The sequence below is a fragment of the Paenibacillus amylolyticus genome (assembly GCF_036894225.1).
Classification (GTDB): domain Bacteria; phylum Bacillota; class Bacilli; order Paenibacillales; family Paenibacillaceae; genus Paenibacillus; species Paenibacillus amylolyticus.
Window position 1 is genome coordinate 1,649,805 of the sequence record NZ_CP145892.1, and the last position, 19,198, is coordinate 1,669,002.

Consider the following 19,198-nt stretch of genomic DNA (forward strand, 5'->3'; position numbering starts at 1 on the left):
AGATGATGGAGGTGGAATGGTTTTACATTGCCTGTGGCATATACGTCATTGCAGCTTTTATTACAGATATTCGTTCAATGAAAATTCCAAATCGATTGACTTTACCCGTGACTGTTGCAGGCGTATTGGCCCATATCATATGGGGAGGTTGGGATGGTTTCTTGTTTTCAGCCGCTGGATTTGCAGCAGGTTTTGGCATTTTGTTTCTGATGTATGCGATTGGAGCCGTAGGGGCAGGAGATGTGAAATTGTTTGGTGGGATTGGCGCATGGACGGGACTTGCTTTTGGCATTCATGTCATTATTTACTCCGTTTTGTACGCGGGCGCAATTGGTCTAGTGATACTTCTATTCCGTAAAGATTCAGCGAAGAGAATTCGAGGCATGGCAGGTAGTCTTGCAGGTTTTTTTATGCTCGGTTCGCTCAAGCTGGTAAACAAAGAGAAGACATTAAAGTTTCCGTTTATGCTGGCCGTATTGCCCGGGTTTATCACGGTCCTTGTCTCAGGACTTTTCCCGTAAGTGAAGGAGTAGAGAAATTTGAGAATAACAATGGAAAGAGAGGATTGGCATGTATGGACTAACGAGAGATTTTATTCGTAATGGTGGGGCTTTCATGGTTTTGGAGAAAGCAGACGGGTTACGAATGGAGGAATTGAGCCGTGTACAGATGGGGATGTTGTCCTCCAATCAGATTCCGCGACTTCTTCCTGTTCATATTCGGGAAGTCGATCGAAATGTAACTTTGCAGTACGACATATCAGGGTACAAGATGTTATCTCAGATGTTAAAGTCAAGCAAAATCAAATTGCGTGTTCTGTATGGTTTGTTGTTCCAACTAGCCGATGCCTTCACGGAATGCCGACAGTATATGTTGGAGCCTCGTAAATTATTGATCCAGGAAGAGTCTTTGTTCATTAACGGTTCATTCGAACAGGGTGAGCTTGGGATAGTATATGTTCCAATCATGGATACAGTTGAAGTTGATCCAACGCCTCAGCAATTCCGTGAGCTAGTGATCAGACTGATGGCACATGTACAGGAACTGCAGGGAGAAGGTATTCAGCGTGTTCTGCAGTTATGTGACAACGAACGCTGGGATATCAGACAGTTGCGAGAGCTTCTGTTGGAATTATACGCTGACGAGCAAGAGAATGGAGGAGGCGCAGCATTTCTCTCGTCCAGAACTTTGGACACACCCAATGATCCAAGAGGTGATCTTCATTCGTCGATTTCTGAGCGAGATAGCAGGCTAGCCACTGGTACTTCTCGGCCATATCAACCCGGTCCTCCCGTTCAAAATGCTGGTGTGGGGCCGCAACTAAATTTCCGTCAGCCACAGAAAACAAATGAATTCGAGGTTGAAGACATTCCGGTGAGATCTCGAACCTTTCCAGGCAGGCGCTCACCTGAGCAAGTTCCATTAGAGAGTTCAATCGGTATGGATAAGAAAGGAAGTAACTCGTATGATTCGCTAGAGCGTGTTGATATGGAAGTGGAGGAAAAGCCCGGATCTTCCAAAGTAACTTATATCATATTGGGCTGTATGGTTGCCATGGCATTGGTATGGAGATTTATTTACATGGAGCAACCAGGACAGACGCAGATGATCCTGTGCATGGTACTAAGCCTTGGCTTGTTTGGTGTAGCAGGATGGACGTGGAAGCGCAAGGGAAGCCCTCATAATGACTCAGAGAATAAGCGGTCTTTTTCATTCAATTTAGGTAAGAACAAAGGTAAGCAAATGGAAGATGAAGAGGAACAATTTCAGGAAAGTTGGCGCTGGAATACAGCTGATAGGAAAGAGGAACGCATAAACCAAATGGTTGCATCCGCCTCAGAAGGTGGTAGCGAGCATTCCCGTTTTCAAAATTTGCATATGGCATCTGAACACTCCGAACCACCGTTAGTTCAGCGCCATGTGGAAACGGTAGCTTCAACTTCAGAGCTAATTCGACAGGATGCAGTTGCGGAGGCAACCGTAAATTTGCAGAATCTGAGTGGAGGTAATGTTACAGGGGCAGGCCCGGTGATGGCGTCTTATTATCTTGAACGAAGATCTGGAAGCAGTGACCAACATGAACGGATGGATGTGCAAGGAGCATCTTTTGTCATCGGAAGATCAGCAGACATGGTTCAGTGGGTGGACACAGCGACCGGCGTGTCCCGTGCTCATGTGGAATTGAGCCGGAACAAATCGGGCTATGTGATTAAGGATCTGGGTTCCGTCAATGGCACCATTCTTCAGGGCAATATTCTTGCTCCGTATAAGGAGTATCCATTGGCGGATGGAGACACATTTACACTTGCGGAATCAGTCTACACTTATCGGTCGGTTGGATAAGACATAGTTCAATCAATCAGATAAGCCGCGGTGCTTCAGATCTTCCAGTGCCTGGGTTAAGGTTGGGAAAGTGAATTGGAAACCGTGGTCGAGAGCTTTTTGCGGAATGACTCTCTGCCCTTGAAGCACGACAACGGATAGTTCTCCAACCAAGGTTTTAATCAGGAAGCTGGGTACGGGGAACCAGTGAGGGCGATGATACACTTTACCGACCGTACGACCGAATTCATCATTGGTAACAGGGTTCGGTGAGGAAGCATTGACTGGACCTGACACTTGTTTATTTTGAATGCTAAAATCAATGAGTCTTACGATATCCATAATGTGAATCCAGCTAGTCCATTGCTTGCCACTGCCGATCTTGCCACCAACACCCAGCATATAAGGAAGTTTCATCAATGGAAAAGCACCTCTTTTATGTCCAAGAACCAGACTTACCCGGATTTTAACGAGTCTTACATTTTTGATTGCATCTGCAGCAACTTCCCATTGTTCCGAGACCCGGGACGGGAAATTCATTGATTTTTGCGGACTGCTCTCGTCAAAGGTTTCGTTAGGAGAGGTTCCATAGATGGCCATGGCAGAAGCCTGGACGACGACTTCCGGCTTTTGTTCCAGGGATTCCACCAATCGGGCTACCCGCGCTACGGTCGTGACTCTGGATTCAACAATCTCCAGCTTCGCCTTGGTTGTCCATCGTTGATTCAGCGTTTCTCCGGCAAGGTTAACGAGAGCGTCCATACCTTCCAACAAGTGAGGTTGTTCTTCGACTTGTTCCCACGATATATATGTAAGATTTTCACTTGGATTATGCAAGTCAGGCAGTTTTCGTGTAATAACTTTCACATGGTGCCCGGCTTGCAACCAGTAATCTACAAGTGCTCCTCCTACAAATCCGGTACCTCCACAAATGGCAATTTTCATATCAAACATCCTCTCTGTAATTTCACTACGCTGATACATACCGTTGGATCGACAAACAGCCCCGTACGGTAAGCAATGCCTGTTGGGAAAAACTTACCTGACGGAGCATATCTGTATCTAATTAACCAAATCTATATGCCACTTAACTCATCTTTTATTTTATTTAATCAAATGTTGATAAGGGGAATAATCGATTTTGTTTTTCTCCAAAAATTTGACCAAAAACTTATTATCCCGCTTCGGTGTGGCAATAATGTATCCTTTGATGCAATGATCTCTCGATACTTCCGTGGCATTGTCTTCGACTGCAATCTTACCGATCTCTGCAGCAATGGAATGTTTGGCGATGTCACGAAATGGCCCGGGCACAGGCTCCACTAGTTGATCCAAAAAAGCTTTGGCTTCATCTGTCCATAAGTGACGGCTGGCTTCAACCCAATAATTCTGCCAATCCAGTTTGGACTTTCCGTCTGCTTTTGGTAGCACTTTCAAAAACTTGCGCATCATGAAAAATCCACCGATACACATGCTGCCTAGCAATAAAAAAGTCCAGAATGCGATCGTATTCATAAACCAATTGCTGGGGGAATAGCTGTTCAGTATTATCACGTAGGAGTCGAAAATCATTGCGGAGTCACCTCGGTTCATTGATTTTCACGGAAAGACGGATTCCGTCTACCCATGTTCCACATATTAGCTGTCAAAAATAGGCTCTATCCCGAATTATAGCGCATTTCTAGATTTATTTCGATAATCGCGTTAGAATAAGGGATAATTCAGAATAAGGGGGATCAATAATGCTGAAAATCGGCTCCCACGTGTCCTTTTCGGACAAGGGATTATTGAGTGCAACGAAGGAAGCGTCCTCGTACGGTTCCAGTTCGTTTATGATATATACGGGTGCACCACAGAATACACGTCGCAAGCCAATTGAGTCCATGTATATTGAAGAAGGCAAGGTTGCCATGCAAGAGGGTGGAATGGAAGATATCGTTGTCCATGCACCGTACATTGTTAATCTTGGCTCATACAAAGATAATACGTTTAGACTGGCTGTAGATTTCCTTCAGGAAGAGATTCGTCGGACACATGCTATTGGTGTGAAGAACATCGTATTACATCCCGGCGCATTTACAGACAAAGATGCCCACTATGGGATCGGACGGATCGCAGAAGGATTGAATGAAGTGCTGGAGGGTGTGAAAGACACGGATGTGAACATCGCTCTGGAGACCATGGCTGGCAAAGGTACGGAGATGGGTCGCAGTTTCGAAGAGATCGCTCAGATTATCGAGAAAGTAACATATAACGAGCGCCTGACTGTGTGTATGGATACATGTCACATTCATGATGCCGGATATGATATCGTTAATGATTTTGACGGTGTACTGGAACAATTCGATCGTACGGTAGGACTTGACCGCATTGCCGTAATGCATATTAATGATAGTAAGAATGCTGTGGGTGCGCACAAGGACCGTCATACACCAATTGGCTCTGGCTGGATCGGGTTTGAAGCGATTAACAGCATCGTCAACCATGAGAAGCTTCAAGGACGTCCATTTATTCTGGAGACACCTTGGATTGGTAAAGAGTCCAAGACACAGCGTCCAATGTATGAGGTTGAGATTGCGCTGCTTCGTGGGGATGTTGCCGGTCGATTTGGCCAGGAATTCCTGACTGAAGTAGAACAGTTGCAACACTTTTTCAAAGGTAAAGAGATTGAGTCTCGTTCGTATATTCTGGATGTGTGGACGTTGCTCAAAAATGATGCTAAAGCCAAAAAGGCAGATCCGCGCGAACCACTGGAACGCCTCTATGACATGGTGACTGAAGCTGCACTATTCCCGCATTTGAATGAAGAACAACTGAATCATCGCTTGATTGCATGGCTTGCGGGTTAATCCCGCAGGTCATGGCTTAATTGAAGGAGGAAGAATAACCCGATGGAGATCCACGCTAAACAAGTACGCCCTGATTCTAAAAACCGCGCCGATCGTGCGCGCATGCTTATTTCCTGTCCTGATGGTCCAGGAATTGTAGCTGCCGTATCTCATTTCCTACACCAGCATGGTGCAAACATTGTTCAGTCGGACCAGTATACAATGGACCCTGCTGGCGGCATGTTCTTTATGCGAATTGAGTTTGATCTTCCGCAATTGTTGGTCAATTTGCCGAAACTGGAAGCCGATTTTGCAGAAGTGGCAAGCCGTTTCCAAATGGAATGGACGTTATCTGCGGTTAGCCGCAAGAAGAAACTGGCTATCTTTGTATCCAAAGAAGATCACTGTCTGGTTGAATTGTTGTGGCAATGGCAGGCAGGCGACCTGGATGCAGATATTGCGCTTGTGGTCAGCAACCATCTGGACATGAAGGACTATGTAGAATCATTTGGCATTCCATATCATCATATCCCAGTTACAGCAGATACGAAAAAAGAAGCGGAACAGCGCCAACTGGACGTCATCGGCAACGATGTGGATGTGATTATTCTGGCTCGTTACATGCAGATCATCTCTCCGATGTTCATTGAGCATTACCGCAATCGAATCATTAATATTCACCATTCGTTCCTGCCAGCCTTCGTGGGTGGTAAACCGTATGCGCAGGCGTACAACCGCGGTGTCAAAATAATCGGTGCGACAGCGCACTATGTTACGGAAGAACTGGATGGCGGCCCGATTATTGAACAGGATGTGCAGCGTGTAAGCCACGGGGACGATGTAACCGAGCTGAAGCGTATTGGACGTACCATTGAGCGTGTTGTGCTCGCACGTGCCGTGAAATGGCATGTCGAAGACCGCGTGCTTGTTCACGAAAATAAAACCGTTGTATTTTAAGCTCACGCTTTAATACTGTGCAAGGTTGATTCGGAACCACGTAATAGACTAACAATAAAGCGACCCCAATTCGTTTACGAAGCGGGAGTCGCTTTTTTTGTTGTGTTGATATACTTTCCGCACAAGCCAAGCACAATACCAAACAGCAGATGTCCAACAATCCAGTAGAGGATGGCGGACACATCGTATAGGTCTGGCACACGTGATGACATTTGAGAGAGTGGGATATAGAGCAAGGACGAGACCGCACCAAGTAAAATTCCTTTGATCATAGGGCGGCCTGAATGCCTTACCCACCACAGATAGAAGATACCGATGACAACGGACACGATTAGATGCAGAGAAAATTCAATGAATTCGGGTAAGGTTGGCGGAAGACCAGGCACAAAATCAATATTCAGCAGCAGAGTATATACTTTTTCACCTGTGATGGCCTGAATCATTTTGAGGAAAAATCCCAGGACAACTCCCGAGAGAATTCCCGTTAAAATACCGGATATCCAGGGTAATGAGTGTTTTGCCGATGTTGATGGGTGAGCAGCAGGATCTGGCATGATCGAGACCTCCTATGATTGACGCGTGTACATCTGAAAAAAGTAAACCACAGCCCGAATTTTGTAATCCATATTAAGGAACATTATATGTGAATTGAGGATGAATATCTAAAAAATGCATGGTTTTCAGGTTAAAGGTTATACTTCATGCGATGGATTTGCGAGGCTCCTTAAGTCTGTTTTTGGAATTTAGTACCTTGTACAGTGCGATTTTTGCTTGATAGGCCAAGGATTATTCATCACAAACCACCAATTTTTCACGAACTTCTAAAAGAAGGTTATGGAAAAGCTTCACGCCAAGTGATACAATACAAAAGTGAATAAGTCAAAATGAAACACTCAAGCGGATTCACTTATTGTGAAATTCGGTTTGCTTGTATGATGAGAGGGATTCGCTTGCGCACCCGACTTATCTAAAGACATGAGGAGGACAAACCATGACTGACAAGAACGAAGCGATTCAAAAGGACGAGAACACTACAATCGACAACCTGTCGATTACTACCGTACGTACTTTGGCGATTGATGCAATTGAGAAGGCAAATTCCGGACATCCGGGTATGCCGATGGGCTCCGCTCCAATGGGGTACCAACTTTTTGCAAAAACGATGACTCATAACCCGGACCACCCAACTTGGGTTAACCGGGACCGTTTTGTCCTGTCTGCAGGACATGGCTCCATGTTGCTGTACAGCTTGCTGCACCTGAGCGGATATGATCTTCCAATGGAAGAACTGAAACAGTTCCGTCAATGGGGAAGCAAAACTCCGGGTCACCCGGAATTCGGACATACTGCAGGTGTTGATGCAACAACCGGCCCACTGGGTCAAGGTATTGCAATGGCTGTAGGTATGGCGATGGCTGAAGCTCAACTGGGCGCAACATACAATAAAGACAAATTCAACGTAGTTGACCACTACACTTACGCAATCTGTGGTGATGGCGACTTGATGGAAGGCGTATCTCATGAATCAGCTTCCCTGGCTGGACGTTTGCACCTGGGCAAACTGATCATGTTGTTCGACTCCAATGACATCACGTTGGATGGTAAATTGGATCTGTCTTCTTCCGAAAGCATCGCGAAGCGTTTTGAAGCTTATGGCTGGCAAGTGCTGCGCGTTGAAGATGGTAACGATCTGCCTGCAATCAAAAAAGCAATTCAGGAAGGTCAAGCAGATACACTGCGTCCTACACTGATCGAAGTTAAAACGGTTATTGGTTATGGTAGCCCGAACAAACAAGGTAAAGGCGGCCACGGCGGTACTCACGGATCTCCACTGGGTGCAGACGAAGCCAAATTGACTAAAGAGTATTACAAATGGGTTTACGAAGAAAACTTCCACGTACCAGCTGAAGTTCGCGATCACTTTGCACAAGTGAAAGATCGTGGTATCTCTGCTAACAAAGCTTGGGATGAGAAATTTGCCGAGTACAAAAAAGCTTTCCCTGAGCTGGCAGCTCAATTCGAAACAGCGATTAACGGCGACCTTCCAGAAGGTTGGGACCGTGATCTTCCTAAATATGCAGCAACAGACAAAGCTCTTTCCACTCGTGTAGCATCCGGTAACGCTCTGAACGGTCTGGCGCACAACGTGCCACAACTGACAGGTGGATCTGCTGACTTGGAAAGCTCCACAATGACTCACTTGAACAACCTGGAGAACTTCACACCTGAAGATTACTCCGGCCGTAACATCTACTTCGGTATCCGTGAATTCGGTATGGCTGGAGCAATGAACGGTATGGCACTGCACAGCGGTGTGAAAGTATTCGGAGGTACGTTCTTCGTATTTACCGATTACCTGCGTCCAGCTGTTCGTCTGGCTGCCCTGATGGGATTGCCTGTAACGTATGTTCTGACTCACGACAGTATCGCTGTTGGTGAAGACGGTCCTACGCACGAACCGATCGAGCAATTGGCATCCCTGCGTATCATTCCTAACCTGACGGTTATTCGTCCGGCTGATGGTAATGAAACTTCGGCTGCTTGGGCTTACGCGCTTGAGAACAAGAGCAACCCGGTTGCACTCGTACTCACTCGTCAAAACCTACCGATTCTGGAAGGAACAGTAGAAGGCTCCCGTGAGAACGTGAAACGTGGTGCTTATGTTGTCTCTGATGCAAAAGATGGCAAAGCGGTAGCACAAATTATCGCTACAGGTTCTGAAGTGCAATTGGCTGTTAAAGCTCAAGCAGCACTTGCAGAACAAGGCATCCAAGTTCGCGTAATCAGCATGCCAAGCTGGGATCTGTTCGAGAAACAAGACAAAGCTTATAAAGAGTCCGTTCTTCTTCCGGATGTTAAAGCTCGTCTTGCAATCGAAATGGCTTATCCAATGGGCTGGGAGAAATATGTTGGCGATCAAGGTGACATTCTCGGAATCAGCACATTTGGTGCTTCCGCGCCTGGCGACCGTGTTATCCAAGAATACGGCTTTACAGTGGATAACGTGGTTAGCCGCGTAAAAGCATTGCTGTAATAGCTTCATAAGCGCTGTTATGGTTGGGAGAGCATCATGCTGTCCTGATCCATGGCAGTAAGTTATTTCCGCAGAGATGGGCGGTGATTCGTTATCGCCCTGATCTGTTTTGCCTTTTGTTTTCATTAACTTCAGGGGAGCGGGTACGCATGTCACAATTCGATCAAGTCAGTGTAGTGAAAGAGGCCAACATTTATTATGATGGTCAGGTAACCAGCAGAACGGTTATTTTGGGGGATGGCAGCAAAGTGACTCTGGGCATCATGCTTCCAGGCAGTTATGAGTTCGGTACGGATTCCCGTGAAATTATGGAGATTCTGTCTGGAGATCTGAAAGTATTGCTTCCCGGAGAAGAAGAGTGGCAAGAGATTCAAGGTCAAGCTACGTTCCACGTGCCTGCCGAATCCAAATTTAAACTGGAGATACGCAGCGTTACTGACTACGTCTGCTCGTACCCGGCGGAATAACATAAGAAGGGTAAGCAGAACCGCAACCCGCGGATTCGGTTTACCCTTTTTGCTTCTTGAATTCTAACGACAAAGTTCGAGCTGCAAGCTTGTCAGCCCCGTGGATTTGAAGTATCCTTAAGGCAAGTTGTTTAGAATGGAATACGGACATAATATAAGAGGTTGTTCAAAAAGTCCGCTTTTGATTACAAAGTTTGAACACGCACTATAATCGAAATCAGGAGGTTTTTGAGATCATGGCAAAAAAAGTGACATTTGACTATAGCACGGCATTGCAATTTGTAAATCAGCACGAAGTGGATTATTTCGCAGAACCGATTCGTCTGGCTCACGAGCAGCTTCACAACGGAACAGGAACAGGCTCCGATTATCTGGGCTGGATTGATCTGCCAACGGCTTATGACAAAGAAGAGTTTGCTCGCATTCAAAAAGCGGCTGCCAAAATCCAAAGCGACTCCGAAGTACTCATCGTTATCGGTATCGGTGGATCATACCTGGGTGCACGTGCAGCGATCGAAATGCTGACTCACTCTTTCTATAACAATTTGCCAAAAGACAAACGCAAAACGCCTGAAATCTATTTTGCAGGAAACAATATCAGTTCCACATATGTAACTCATTTGCTGGATCTGGTTGAAGGTAAAGATTTCTCCGTTAACGTCATCTCCAAATCCGGTACAACAACAGAGCCAGCAATTGCTTTCCGTATCTTCCGTGCAGCACTGGAAGAGAAATATGGTAAAGAAGAAGCTCGCAAACGCATCTATGCTACAACAGACAAAGCGCGCGGTGCATTGAAAGAACTGGCAAATGCAGAAGGATACGAATCTTTCATTATCCCGGATGATGTAGGTGGACGTTACTCCGTTCTGACAGCTGTAGGTTTGCTGCCAATCGCAGCAGCTGGTATCAGCATCGAAGAAATGATGCAAGGTGCGGCTGACGCATCCAAAGAATACAGCAACCCGAACGTAGCTGAGAATGAAGCATATCAATATGCTGCTGTTCGTAACGCATTGTATCGCAAAGGCAAAGGCACTGAGATCCTTGTAAACTATGAGCCATCTCTGCACTTCGTATCCGAGTGGTGGAAACAACTGTTTGGAGAGAGTGAAGGTAAAGACTACAAAGGGATCTATCCTGCATCCGTTGATTTCTCTACAGACTTGCACTCCATGGGTCAATTCATCCAGGAAGGTAGCCGGAATATCTTCGAAACTGTTATCCAGGTTACTGAAGTTGCTGAGCATATCTCAATCAAATCCGATCCGGACGATCTGGATGGTTTGAACTTCCTTGAAGGAAAAACTATGGACTTTGTTAACAAAAAAGCGTTCCAAGGAACACTGCTTGCACATACGGATGGTCAAGTACCAAACCTGATTGTGAACATTCCAGATATGACTCCATATTCTTTCGGATATCTGGTATACTTCTTTGAAAAAGCATGCGGTATCAGTGGCTACCTGCTGGGCGTCAATCCATTTGACCAACCAGGCGTGGAAGCTTACAAGAAAAATATGTTCGCATTGCTGGGCAAACCAGGCTTTGAAGAAGAGAAAGCAGCGCTCGAAGCGAGACTTTCAGAATAATTCATCGGCCTGCTCATATAGTTGAATAAGGTAATGTAAATCTAACCGGGAATCACTGTTCGTGTAAGAGGCAGGGTTCTCGGATGTAGATAACCAGGGCAGTTCGTCCGCGTTCGCGCGGTGAACTGCTTTCTTGTAAAATGGACTCAGGAAAAGATCAGAAAGTTGGATTTAGGATGATTGAACGTTATCGCACGGTTCGAGGACCGGGCAATCTGGAAATTGTAATCAAGAAGTCGCGATTTATCGGTCATATTATGCCGGTCACGACAGAAGAAGAGGCTGTTGCCTTCATCGATGAGATCAAGAAAAAACATTGGAATGCAACTCATAACTGCTCTGCATACATGATTGGGGAGCGGGACGAGATCCAGAAGCAATCCGATGACGGTGAACCCAGCGGAACAGCAGGGAAACCCATTCTTGAAGTGATCAAAAATCAGAAATTAAAAAATGTGGCAATTGTGGTTACGCGATACTTCGGGGGAATTATGCTTGGAGCTGGCGGGTTAATTCGTGCTTATACGGATGGAGCTGTAGCAGCCATTGAAGCCGGAGAAGCCATTACCAACGTGCTACATCGTGAAGTGTTTGTTGAACTGGATTATACGTGGCTGGGTAAAGTGGAAAATGAGTTAAGAAGCCGGGAAGTCCGTACAGGTGAAACTGGATTCACCGATAAGGTTACGTTGACTTGTCTTCCGCCGGATAGTGAAACCGAGGCTTTTATAGCCTGGATCACGGATTTGACGCAAGGGCAATCCCGGATCACGGAGGGACAGCGGCTTTATTTTATTGAAGGGGAATAAAATATATGGCTAGAAGAGCAGTCGAACAGGAGTTGTCGAGGGAGCGGATACTGGAGGCGGCGAGGCACCTTTTTATTACCAAAGGATACCGCGCCATTTCGATGCGAAGCATCGGCCAGCATCTGGGCTATAGTCATGGGTCGCTGTATTATCACTTTAAGGAAAAGGCAGAGCTGTTCTATGCCATCGTGGTTGAAGATTTTAATCATCTAGGGCATTTGCTGCTGCAAGCCATGGTCAGGCCGGTTCGTGATGATGTGAGCAAGGTAGAGCACATTATGATGGAGTTTATTCGCTTTGGTCTGGAGAATCCATACCAATACGAAATTATGTTTATGATCAGGGACGAAGAACTGTTGTCTTATTGTCGTACCGAACAGGGACGTTGCTTCGAATTGTTTGCATCGATTATAAGACAGTATATGAATGAAGCGAACTGTACGGAAGAGGATATTCAAAGGGTACCGCGTACGCTATTTTTGGCTATGCACGGATTCATTTCTTATTACATTCAGGACCGTTTAACGTTTGTGGAGATTGAATCGTCTGCGCTGTCTCATGTCAAAGTGCTGTGCCGCAATCTGGGTCAGCAGCCTGGCGACCAATAATGGCGCTGTTGTTGCACCCCTACACTTCAGGGCGGTGATTTGTCATAACTTTAATTCTTTATAACGTTGTCTCGCGAAAGTTAGTAAACGCAGCAGACCAAGTCAGGCGGCTCCGACCCGGAATGAGGGTGGACCGCCTGTTTGTGTTTGCAAAAAATGAACGAGTTGGTGGCAGGCCTATTGGACCCAACTAACCTTCCATGATTTTGAGAAAATACTCCCGCTCACGTGGTCCATCGAATTCGCAAAAGTAAATGCCTTGCCAGCGGCCAAGCAGCAGCCTGCCTTCGTGAATAATTACCGTCTGTGACGGCCCTGTTGTGATCGATTTGAGGTGAGAGGCTGTATTACCTTCGGCATGTCGATACTCGGGATGCTCCCAAGGGTACACTTCGTCAAGGCGTAACAATACATCGTGTTTCACATCCGGGTCAGCATTTTCGTTGATGGCAATACCTGCCGTCGTATGTGGACAGTAGATGAGCACCGTCCCATTCTGCACCCCGCTACTCTGGACAACCTGCTTTACGTCCCATGTGATATCCTTCATTTCATCTCGTGTGGAAGTGGATATATTCTTCTTGTATAACATGTTAAATCACTCCTTAGGATCTCATTTCTTACCCTCGATTGTACCTTAACCACTACATACCAAACAAACCACATATGAAGACGGATATGTGAATCGCACAATAACGGAGAGGTCAGAAATAACCTGAAGAAGCGGAAGCTAAAAGCTTTCTGTAGGAAAGCTGCTTCGGAAGCATAAGCTTCGCCTTTATCACCGGATTTCCCCTTAAAAAAGGGGATGAAAGAAATCTCGGGATAACAGTGATCGGAAGGTTGTTCTGGCCGCGCAGTGTACAGTACGATTTTTATTAATCGTTCTCATATGAGGCCCAATTATATTCAATAAAAGCATTGACGATTAGCACTGCAAACTGGTAAAGTATCAGAAAAGCAAAACCAAGTAGACTAATGGGAATAATATTAAAGTAATATCATCCAACTTAGGAAAAATGTCGTATTAAAGCCAGGAAGACTGCCGACCGGAGCTAAAACCGGAGGCTGGGAGGGAACGCAGCAATGAATACCGTTCTTCGTCATAAGGGATGGACTTGGGGATTCCGCAGTACCGTATTGTTATATTTTATCGTACTTATTGTACTTCCAATCATCGGTGTGTACGTCAATTCCTTCTCTGAAGGATGGAGCAACTTTGTTCAGAGCATTATGGACCCCATCGCGTGGAAAGCCGTACTGCTGACCATTCGGCTGGCCGTCATTGCCACGCTGATTAATGTGGTTTTGGGCACGATGATCGCCTGGGTGTTGACAAGGTATCGCTTTGTGGGCCGATCGTTTCTCAATAGTCTGGTTGATCTCCCGTTTGCACTGCCAACAGCGGTGGGCGGCTTGATGATTATGCTACTTTTGGGTCCGGTCAGTGCCATCGGGAAACTGGCAGAATCCATGGGATTTGAGATTGTATTTCACCAGCCCGCCATTGTTATCGCGATGACCTTTGTCACGTTTCCGTTTGTTATCCGTGCAGTGCAGCCTTTGCTGGAAGAAATCGATCCTTCCGAGGAAGAGGCCTCGTACACGATGGGGGCATCCAAGGCTCGCACGTTCATGCAGGTTATTTTGCCTTCCATGGCACCTGGCATGATCAGTGGGGGGATGTTGGCTTTCTCTAGAGGACTGGCTGAATTCGGGGCTGTTGTGCTGGTGGCTGGTAACATTCCGGGCAGAACACTGACTGCTTCCGTATTTATCTACGGGGAGATTGAAAGTGATAATCCAACGGGAGCCGCTGCGGTATCCGTGTTGCTCCTGACGCTCTCCTTCCTGATCCTCTGGCTGATCAATCTGGTGCAGATGCGGGGGAGAAGACGATGAGACGACTGTTAATCGGACTGACGTTTGTGGTATTTATTGTACTGCTGATCATCCCGCTTGGACGCATTTTTATTGGCGCATTTGAAGACGGGGCAGGTGGATTCCTGAAAGGGTTAATGCGTCCTGAGGCGTTACATGCCTTGATGATGACCGGACTGGTGGTTCTGGTGGTCACCCTGTTAAATACATTGTTTGGCATCATGATGGCTCTTTATCTGGTTCGTGCCGGATGGCTGAGTGAACGGATAAAAGGGCTGCTAAACAGCATTGTAGACCTGCCTTATGCCGTATCTCCTGTCATTGGCGGTTTGATGATTGTGTTGATGTTGGGACCTAACAGCATTATGGGTGCTTTTTTTGAAGGGATTGGATTCAATGTGGTCTATGCCTTCCCGGGTATGGTGATCGCAACGTTATTTGTTACCTTTCCACTGATGGTCAGAGAGGTTATGCCTGTCCTGCAGGAACTCGGTTCCCAGCAAGAGGAGGCCGCATCTACACTTGGCGCTTACGGCTGGAGAACGTTCTGGAGTGTGACATGGCCTTCGATCCGCTGGGCGGTAGTGTATGGTCTAGTCTTGACGGTTGCGCGCTCGCTTGGGGAATTCGGTGCAGTGCTGGTGGTATCCGGTAATATTATGAACAAAACGCAGACCGCAACAACCCTGGTGTACCAGGATGTTGAGAATTTTAATGTGGCTGCCGCAAATGGTGTGGCATTGGTGCTGGTCACCTTCTCCGTCGGGCTGCTGCTTATGATGGAATGGGCCAAGAAGCGAAAGGAAGTGCATTGATATGCATGTAGAAGTCCGTGATCTGAACAAACATTTCGGTGATTTTCATGCGGTAAAAGATGTCTCATTCGATATTGCCAAAGGCCATCTGATCGGTCTGCTTGGACCCAGCGGAGGCGGGAAAACGTCCATTCTACGGATGCTTGCGGGTCTGGAGAATCCGGGTTCTGGAGAGATTCGCTTTCATGGAAAAGTGGTGAACCATCTGCCTCCACAGGAGCGGGGCATCGGATTTGTATTCCAGAACTATGCCTTGTTCAAACATATGACGGTATTTGAGAATATCGCCTTTGGACTCAAGGTTAAGAAGACACCAAAAGCCCAGATTCGTGATCGGGTTATGGAACTTGTTGAACTGACCGGGTTAAAAGGTTTCGAACAGCGCTATCCACATCAGTTGTCTGGTGGGCAGCGTCAGCGTGTTGCTTTTGCCAGAGCACTCGCCCCGGAGCCCCAGCTATTATTGCTGGACGAACCGTTCGCGGCCATTGATGCTAAGATCCGTCAGGAACTGCGTTCATGGTTGCGTGAGTTGATTGAACGGGTAGGGATTACTTCGATATTTGTAACGCATGACCAGGATGAAGCGATTGAAGTGGCGGACGAAATCATGATTATCAGCCAAGGTCGTCTCGAACAGAAGGGTACACCTTGGGATATCTACAAAAACCCGCAGACACCGTTTGTGGCTACATTTATCGGGGAGTCTACGGTTGTGGAGGATGCCTCCCAGTTGAAAGGATTCGAACATGCCGTCGAGGGGGAACATACCAAAGCGCTGATTCGACCGGAGTATATTGAAATCGGCTTGAAAAACGAATTTACCATGTTGTCTGCAACGGAAAAAGGTACAGTCAAACATCTTCATTTCCGCGGCAGTGAATGGATGGTAGAGGTGGATGTACAGGGTCATAAGTTAATCACATATCGTTCCCTGGAGAAAACGACATTGGAGATCGGTCAACAAATTCGCGTCCTTGTACACCGTGCATACCTGTTCAATGACTCCAACAGTTGGGTGGTTGAGAACCGACTGAAGGAAGATCCGATGCCGGTGATGATTTAGTATCAAGTGGAAGAAAGGGGCTGCCCATGCAGACGAGGAAGAAGAAAGCCATACTCTTATATGTTGCCCTCATGCTTCTGCTCGTCTGCATGACCGCTGGATGCAGCAAGCAGGAGGAGTCAAGCGAACAGAACGAGCCCTCTGGTAACGATTCATCCAATACGCTGGTGATTGGTGCTTATAGTGTAGCGAAAGATGCTGTAGGCGAATTGCTACCCAAGTTCCAAGAGGAGTGGAAGGCAAAAACCGGACAGACGATTAACTTTCAAGAATCCTATGAAGCTTCGGGCACACAGGCAAGAGCCATCGTTGGTGGATTCGAGGCTGATGTAGCCTTGCTCGCGATGGAGAGTGATATCGAGAAGTTGGTCAAAGCCGATCTGGTTAGCTCTGATTGGAAACAGACCCCTAATGAGGGCATGATCACCCGTTCAATTGTTGTTCTGGGCACAAGAGCGGGCAACCCGCTCGGTATTCGTGATTTTCAGGACTTAACCAAGCCAGGAGTGAAGGTACTGTACCCCAATCCAAAGACATCCGGAGGCGCACAATGGGACATTAATGCCATTTATGGTGCCGGATTGAAACTGTCGGAGGAGCAAAAGGGGAAGAAAGATCCTGCCGCAGCCAAGACTTTTCTCGAACAGGTACATCGTAACGTTGAATCATTGGACAAGAGTGGGCGTTCTTCGATGGCGGCATTCGAATATGGTGTGGGTGATGTCATCGTCACGTATGAAAATGAATTGCTTGCCCGGATCGCCAAAGGTGTAGATTATGACATCGTCATTCCAAAAAATACGATCCTGATTGAGAACCCGGCAGTTGTGGTGAATAAGTATGCCGATAAACATGGAAATCGCGAACTGGCAGAAGCCTTTGTCGCATATCTGCGTACACCAGAAGCGCAGCGCATTTTTGCCAAGCATGGTTTTCGTTCAGTAGATCCGGATGTATTTGCACAGACGGAGTCGACATTCCCAACGCCAGAAGGACTATTTGATATCAACTATCTGGGTGGATGGGACGAGGTACGCAGTACGTTGTACTCCAAACGCGGCGTGTGGTATCAAGTGCTCGCTGGATTATGAGTATTGCTGATGTAATCGAATAGGTAAGCGAGCATGTAGATACTAAACCTTCATTTCAATGGAAGTAGAGATGGAGGTTTTTTACTGCCAAAAGGTTATAATAGAGGTATACTGAATCATGATTGTTACATAGTACTAGCAGGAAGGTGTGAGTTGGATGAGTGCAGAGATCAAATTATCCCAAAGTACAGCAATTCGACTGGAGCAGGCCCGCGGTAAGGGGATGACTGAGGAAGAAATTTTAAAAGCTATTCAAGCGAAAGACGTTTCCGCTTTTGACGCCGTGTCTGAAGAGGAATACCGATATAACGAATTTTTCTCGTATGCGGATGAGCATGGTGAAAATCTGGAGGCAGCAGTAAAAGATGGCTACCGGATTACCTTTAACACGCGTGGTGGACTTGGAATCTGGTTGGAGAAAGCCTTCAAGGTACAGCCCGAGAAAGACTTCACAGTGGGTGAAGGAATCATCACCGGATTACAGTTGAAACCGGAGCAGGCAGAGGTACTGGCGAAGCGGCTTGCATCGAACTGGGTCATTACGGATTCGAAGGATGTACCTGCGGGTCAGGAACTGACGTTGAAGCTGCGGGCACTGGTATAGTTCCAGCGCGGAGTGGATGTGACTCGAATTAATCGGTCGTGGCCTGTTTAAAAGGTAAGGCGTGATCTTCATGCGGATGCCCCGCTTATAAGGTTGCATCACATGCTGACGAAGCGTACGCAACCGAATGGAGCGAAGCATGGAATTAAAGTCTGACGGTGAAGTGTCAGACCACAGACTGTCCCGAATTGCAGTTGAGAACTGCAGCGGGATGGTCTTTTTTTTGCAAAAACGGAGGTGGACGATTACAATCTACATATCATTAATTCAGGGGGAATGCGGATTGGATCAGCTAACATTTCTGGGCACAGGCGATGCGATGGGCGTTCCACGTGTGTATTGTGATTGCGAAATATGTACAGAGGCAAGGCTTACGGGAGAGAATAAACGGAAACGCTCTTCTGTTCTGATTGACGGTGGTGGGGATGGTGCGGGTGAACAGTTCATGATTGACTGCGGACCAGACTGGAGATCACAGATGGAGGATCAGGTATTGCGTATGGTGCATACGCTGCTCATCACTCATGCCCATTTTGACCATATTGGAGGATTGCCGGAATGGGCGGATGCGTGCCGCTGGCTGGGTGTGAAGGGGCGTTTGTATGCACCACGTGAAGTGATTGCCACCATTCAGGGACAGTTTCCTTGGTTGGGTCGTCATATGGACTTTCTGGAAACGGATGATGATATTGAACTAGGCGGCTGGAAGGTACATTCCTGGAAAGTATGCCATGGACATAACGGGTATTCGTACGCCTATCGACTGGATCGAGACGGGTATAGCTGGGCGTACTGTTCAGATGCTATTGACCTGAAGACATCCGAAAAAGAGCCATTGCACGGACTGGATATGCTGGTCCTTGGAACAAGCTTTGTGCATGAGCTTGCGGAATTCTCAACACGTTCCGTGTACGATATGCGTGAGGCGCAGGAGCTGCTGCGGGAACTGAAGCCAGGTCATACCTATTTTACACATATGTCTCATGACGTCGATGTACGGCAGAATTATAATCTGGATCAAGGTATTACGATTGCCCTTACCGGGATGAAGGTGCCGCTTGGAACATTAAAGCTGGAAACGAATGCGTAACTCAACTTAACTAGCGTAACAAAAATAAATTCAG

19 protein-coding genes are annotated in these 19,198 nt (G+C 46.8%); 15 read left to right on the forward strand and 4 right to left on the reverse strand.

The genetic code is table 11. From position 1 onward, the window contains the following. Positions 1 to 5: 5 nt before the first annotated feature. On the forward strand, positions 6 to 521 hold the full coding sequence (locus V6668_RS07340) for an A24 family peptidase (protein WP_036669090.1): 516 nt from the start codon (positions 6 to 8) through the stop codon (positions 519 to 521). Positions 522 to 615: 94 nt separating this feature from the next. Further along, positions 616 to 2,343 (forward strand): DUF6382 domain-containing protein, encoded by a 1,728-nt coding sequence (locus V6668_RS07345; RefSeq protein ID WP_338708046.1) that lies wholly within the window; start codon positions 616 to 618, stop codon positions 2,341 to 2,343. 12 nt (positions 2,344 to 2,355) lie between these two features. Here the strand turns inward: V6668_RS07345 and V6668_RS07350 are convergent, their stop codons facing one another. Then, the gene (locus V6668_RS07350; protein WP_338708047.1) at positions 2,356 to 3,267 is read right to left on the reverse strand and encodes a TIGR01777 family oxidoreductase; all 912 of its coding nucleotides are present in this window, start codon (positions 3,265 to 3,267) and stop codon (positions 2,356 to 2,358) included. Between the two features lie 159 nt (positions 3,268 to 3,426). Further along, positions 3,427 to 3,894, reverse strand: coding sequence for a DUF2621 domain-containing protein (locus V6668_RS07355; protein WP_036669093.1), 468 nt, complete (start codon positions 3,892 to 3,894; stop codon positions 3,427 to 3,429). 170 nt (positions 3,895 to 4,064) lie between these two features. On the opposite strand from V6668_RS07355, the gene V6668_RS07360 reads away from it, so the two are divergent. Together V6668_RS07360 and purU are read left to right on the forward strand one after the other, a co-directional pair. Then, positions 4,065 to 5,171, forward strand: a complete 1,107-nt coding sequence (locus V6668_RS07360) for a deoxyribonuclease IV (protein ID WP_036669096.1) — start codon at positions 4,065 to 4,067, stop codon at positions 5,169 to 5,171. A 42-nt stretch (positions 5,172 to 5,213) separates the two neighbouring features. Continuing rightward, positions 5,214 to 6,107 (forward strand): formyltetrahydrofolate deformylase, encoded by an 894-nt coding sequence (gene purU, locus V6668_RS07365; protein WP_017689986.1) that lies wholly within the window; start codon positions 5,214 to 5,216, stop codon positions 6,105 to 6,107. A gap of 74 nt (positions 6,108 to 6,181) precedes the next feature. On the opposite strand, the gene V6668_RS07370 is transcribed toward purU, so the two are convergent. Continuing rightward, positions 6,182 to 6,661, reverse strand: a complete 480-nt coding sequence (locus tag V6668_RS07370; RefSeq protein WP_051449626.1) for a hypothetical protein — start codon at positions 6,659 to 6,661, stop codon at positions 6,182 to 6,184. A gap of 437 nt (positions 6,662 to 7,098) precedes the next feature. Between V6668_RS07370 and tkt the strand changes: the two genes are divergently transcribed. The 5 genes from tkt (at position 7,099) to V6668_RS07395 (ending at position 12,617) form a co-directional block, all read left to right on the forward strand. Next, positions 7,099 to 9,141 (forward strand): transketolase, encoded by a 2,043-nt coding sequence (tkt, locus tag V6668_RS07375; protein WP_338708048.1) that lies wholly within the window; start codon positions 7,099 to 7,101, stop codon positions 9,139 to 9,141. Between the two features lie 149 nt (positions 9,142 to 9,290). Continuing rightward, positions 9,291 to 9,608, forward strand: coding sequence for a pyrimidine/purine nucleoside phosphorylase (locus V6668_RS07380; RefSeq protein ID WP_017689983.1), 318 nt, complete (start codon positions 9,291 to 9,293; stop codon positions 9,606 to 9,608). 236 nt (positions 9,609 to 9,844) lie between these two features. Next, positions 9,845 to 11,200, forward strand: a complete 1,356-nt coding sequence (locus tag V6668_RS07385; RefSeq protein WP_017689982.1) for a glucose-6-phosphate isomerase — start codon at positions 9,845 to 9,847, stop codon at positions 11,198 to 11,200. Between the two features lie 176 nt (positions 11,201 to 11,376). After that, positions 11,377 to 12,009, forward strand: coding sequence for a YigZ family protein (locus tag V6668_RS07390; protein ID WP_036669098.1), 633 nt, complete (start codon positions 11,377 to 11,379; stop codon positions 12,007 to 12,009). A gap of 5 nt (positions 12,010 to 12,014) precedes the next feature. Beyond that, entirely contained in the window at positions 12,015 to 12,617 is a 603-nt protein-coding gene (locus V6668_RS07395; RefSeq protein WP_036669101.1) for a TetR/AcrR family transcriptional regulator, read from the forward strand. A gap of 190 nt (positions 12,618 to 12,807) precedes the next feature. Here V6668_RS07395 and V6668_RS07400 read toward each other — a convergent pair whose 3' ends face one another. Continuing rightward, the gene (locus V6668_RS07400) at positions 12,808 to 13,209 is read right to left on the reverse strand and encodes a secondary thiamine-phosphate synthase enzyme YjbQ (RefSeq protein ID WP_036669103.1); all 402 of its coding nucleotides are present in this window, start codon (positions 13,207 to 13,209) and stop codon (positions 12,808 to 12,810) included. A gap of 494 nt (positions 13,210 to 13,703) precedes the next feature. Here V6668_RS07400 and cysT point away from each other — a divergent pair, with 494 nt between their 5' ends. From cysT to V6668_RS07430, 6 genes are all read left to right on the forward strand, one after another. Then, positions 13,704 to 14,519: a sulfate ABC transporter permease subunit CysT gene (gene cysT, locus V6668_RS07405; protein WP_017689978.1), complete on the forward strand. Its 816-nt coding sequence runs from the start codon at positions 13,704 to 13,706 to the stop codon at positions 14,517 to 14,519. Next, a complete protein-coding gene (locus V6668_RS07410; RefSeq protein ID WP_036669105.1) occupies positions 14,516 to 15,313 on the forward strand; it encodes a sulfate ABC transporter permease subunit in 798 nt (265 codons plus the stop codon). The genes cysT and V6668_RS07410 overlap by 4 nt, the downstream gene beginning before the upstream one ends. Before the next feature lies 1 nt (position 15,314). Further along, a complete protein-coding gene (locus V6668_RS07415) occupies positions 15,315 to 16,379 on the forward strand; it encodes a sulfate/molybdate ABC transporter ATP-binding protein (protein ID WP_036610770.1) in 1,065 nt (354 codons plus the stop codon). Positions 16,380 to 16,405: 26 nt separating this feature from the next. After that, positions 16,406 to 17,470: a sulfate ABC transporter substrate-binding protein gene (locus V6668_RS07420; protein ID WP_338708049.1), complete on the forward strand. Its 1,065-nt coding sequence runs from the start codon at positions 16,406 to 16,408 to the stop codon at positions 17,468 to 17,470. A gap of 157 nt (positions 17,471 to 17,627) precedes the next feature. Further along, on the forward strand, positions 17,628 to 18,074 hold the full coding sequence (locus V6668_RS07425) for a hypothetical protein (RefSeq protein WP_338708050.1): 447 nt from the start codon (positions 17,628 to 17,630) through the stop codon (positions 18,072 to 18,074). A gap of 283 nt (positions 18,075 to 18,357) precedes the next feature. After that, positions 18,358 to 19,164: an MBL fold metallo-hydrolase gene (locus V6668_RS07430; RefSeq protein ID WP_338708051.1), complete on the forward strand. Its 807-nt coding sequence runs from the start codon at positions 18,358 to 18,360 to the stop codon at positions 19,162 to 19,164. The last annotated feature ends 34 nt before the right edge of the window (positions 19,165 to 19,198 follow it).

Coding starts and splice junctions, on each gene's coding strand:
- V6668_RS07345 (WP_338708046.1), top strand. CDS start 616: ATGGTTTTGGAGAAAGCAGACGGGTTACGAATGGAGGAATTGAGCCGT.
- V6668_RS07420 (WP_338708049.1), top strand. CDS start 16,406: ATGCAGACGAGGAAGAAGAAAGCCATACTCTTATATGTTGCCCTCATG.
- V6668_RS07390 (WP_036669098.1), top strand. CDS start 11,377: ATGATTGAACGTTATCGCACGGTTCGAGGACCGGGCAATCTGGAAATT.
- V6668_RS07380 (WP_017689983.1), top strand. CDS start 9,291: ATGTCACAATTCGATCAAGTCAGTGTAGTGAAAGAGGCCAACATTTAT.
- V6668_RS07410 (WP_036669105.1), top strand. CDS start 14,516: ATGAGACGACTGTTAATCGGACTGACGTTTGTGGTATTTATTGTACTG.
- V6668_RS07425 (WP_338708050.1), top strand. CDS start 17,628: ATGAGTGCAGAGATCAAATTATCCCAAAGTACAGCAATTCGACTGGAG.
- tkt (WP_338708048.1), top strand. CDS start 7,099: ATGACTGACAAGAACGAAGCGATTCAAAAGGACGAGAACACTACAATC.
- V6668_RS07385 (WP_017689982.1), top strand. CDS start 9,845: ATGGCAAAAAAAGTGACATTTGACTATAGCACGGCATTGCAATTTGTA.
- cysT (WP_017689978.1), top strand. CDS start 13,704: ATGAATACCGTTCTTCGTCATAAGGGATGGACTTGGGGATTCCGCAGT.
- V6668_RS07370 (WP_051449626.1), bottom strand. CDS start 6,661: ATGCCAGATCCTGCTGCTCACCCATCAACATCGGCAAAACACTCATTA.
- V6668_RS07360 (WP_036669096.1), top strand. CDS start 4,065: ATGCTGAAAATCGGCTCCCACGTGTCCTTTTCGGACAAGGGATTATTG.
- V6668_RS07350 (WP_338708047.1), bottom strand. CDS start 3,267: ATGAAAATTGCCATTTGTGGAGGTACCGGATTTGTAGGAGGAGCACTT.
- V6668_RS07400 (WP_036669103.1), bottom strand. CDS start 13,209: ATGTTATACAAGAAGAATATATCCACTTCCACACGAGATGAAATGAAG.
- V6668_RS07415 (WP_036610770.1), top strand. CDS start 15,315: ATGCATGTAGAAGTCCGTGATCTGAACAAACATTTCGGTGATTTTCAT.
- V6668_RS07340 (WP_036669090.1), top strand. CDS start 6: ATGGAGGTGGAATGGTTTTACATTGCCTGTGGCATATACGTCATTGCA.
- purU (WP_017689986.1), top strand. CDS start 5,214: ATGGAGATCCACGCTAAACAAGTACGCCCTGATTCTAAAAACCGCGCC.
- V6668_RS07395 (WP_036669101.1), top strand. CDS start 12,015: ATGGCTAGAAGAGCAGTCGAACAGGAGTTGTCGAGGGAGCGGATACTG.
- V6668_RS07355 (WP_036669093.1), bottom strand. CDS start 3,894: ATGATTTTCGACTCCTACGTGATAATACTGAACAGCTATTCCCCCAGC.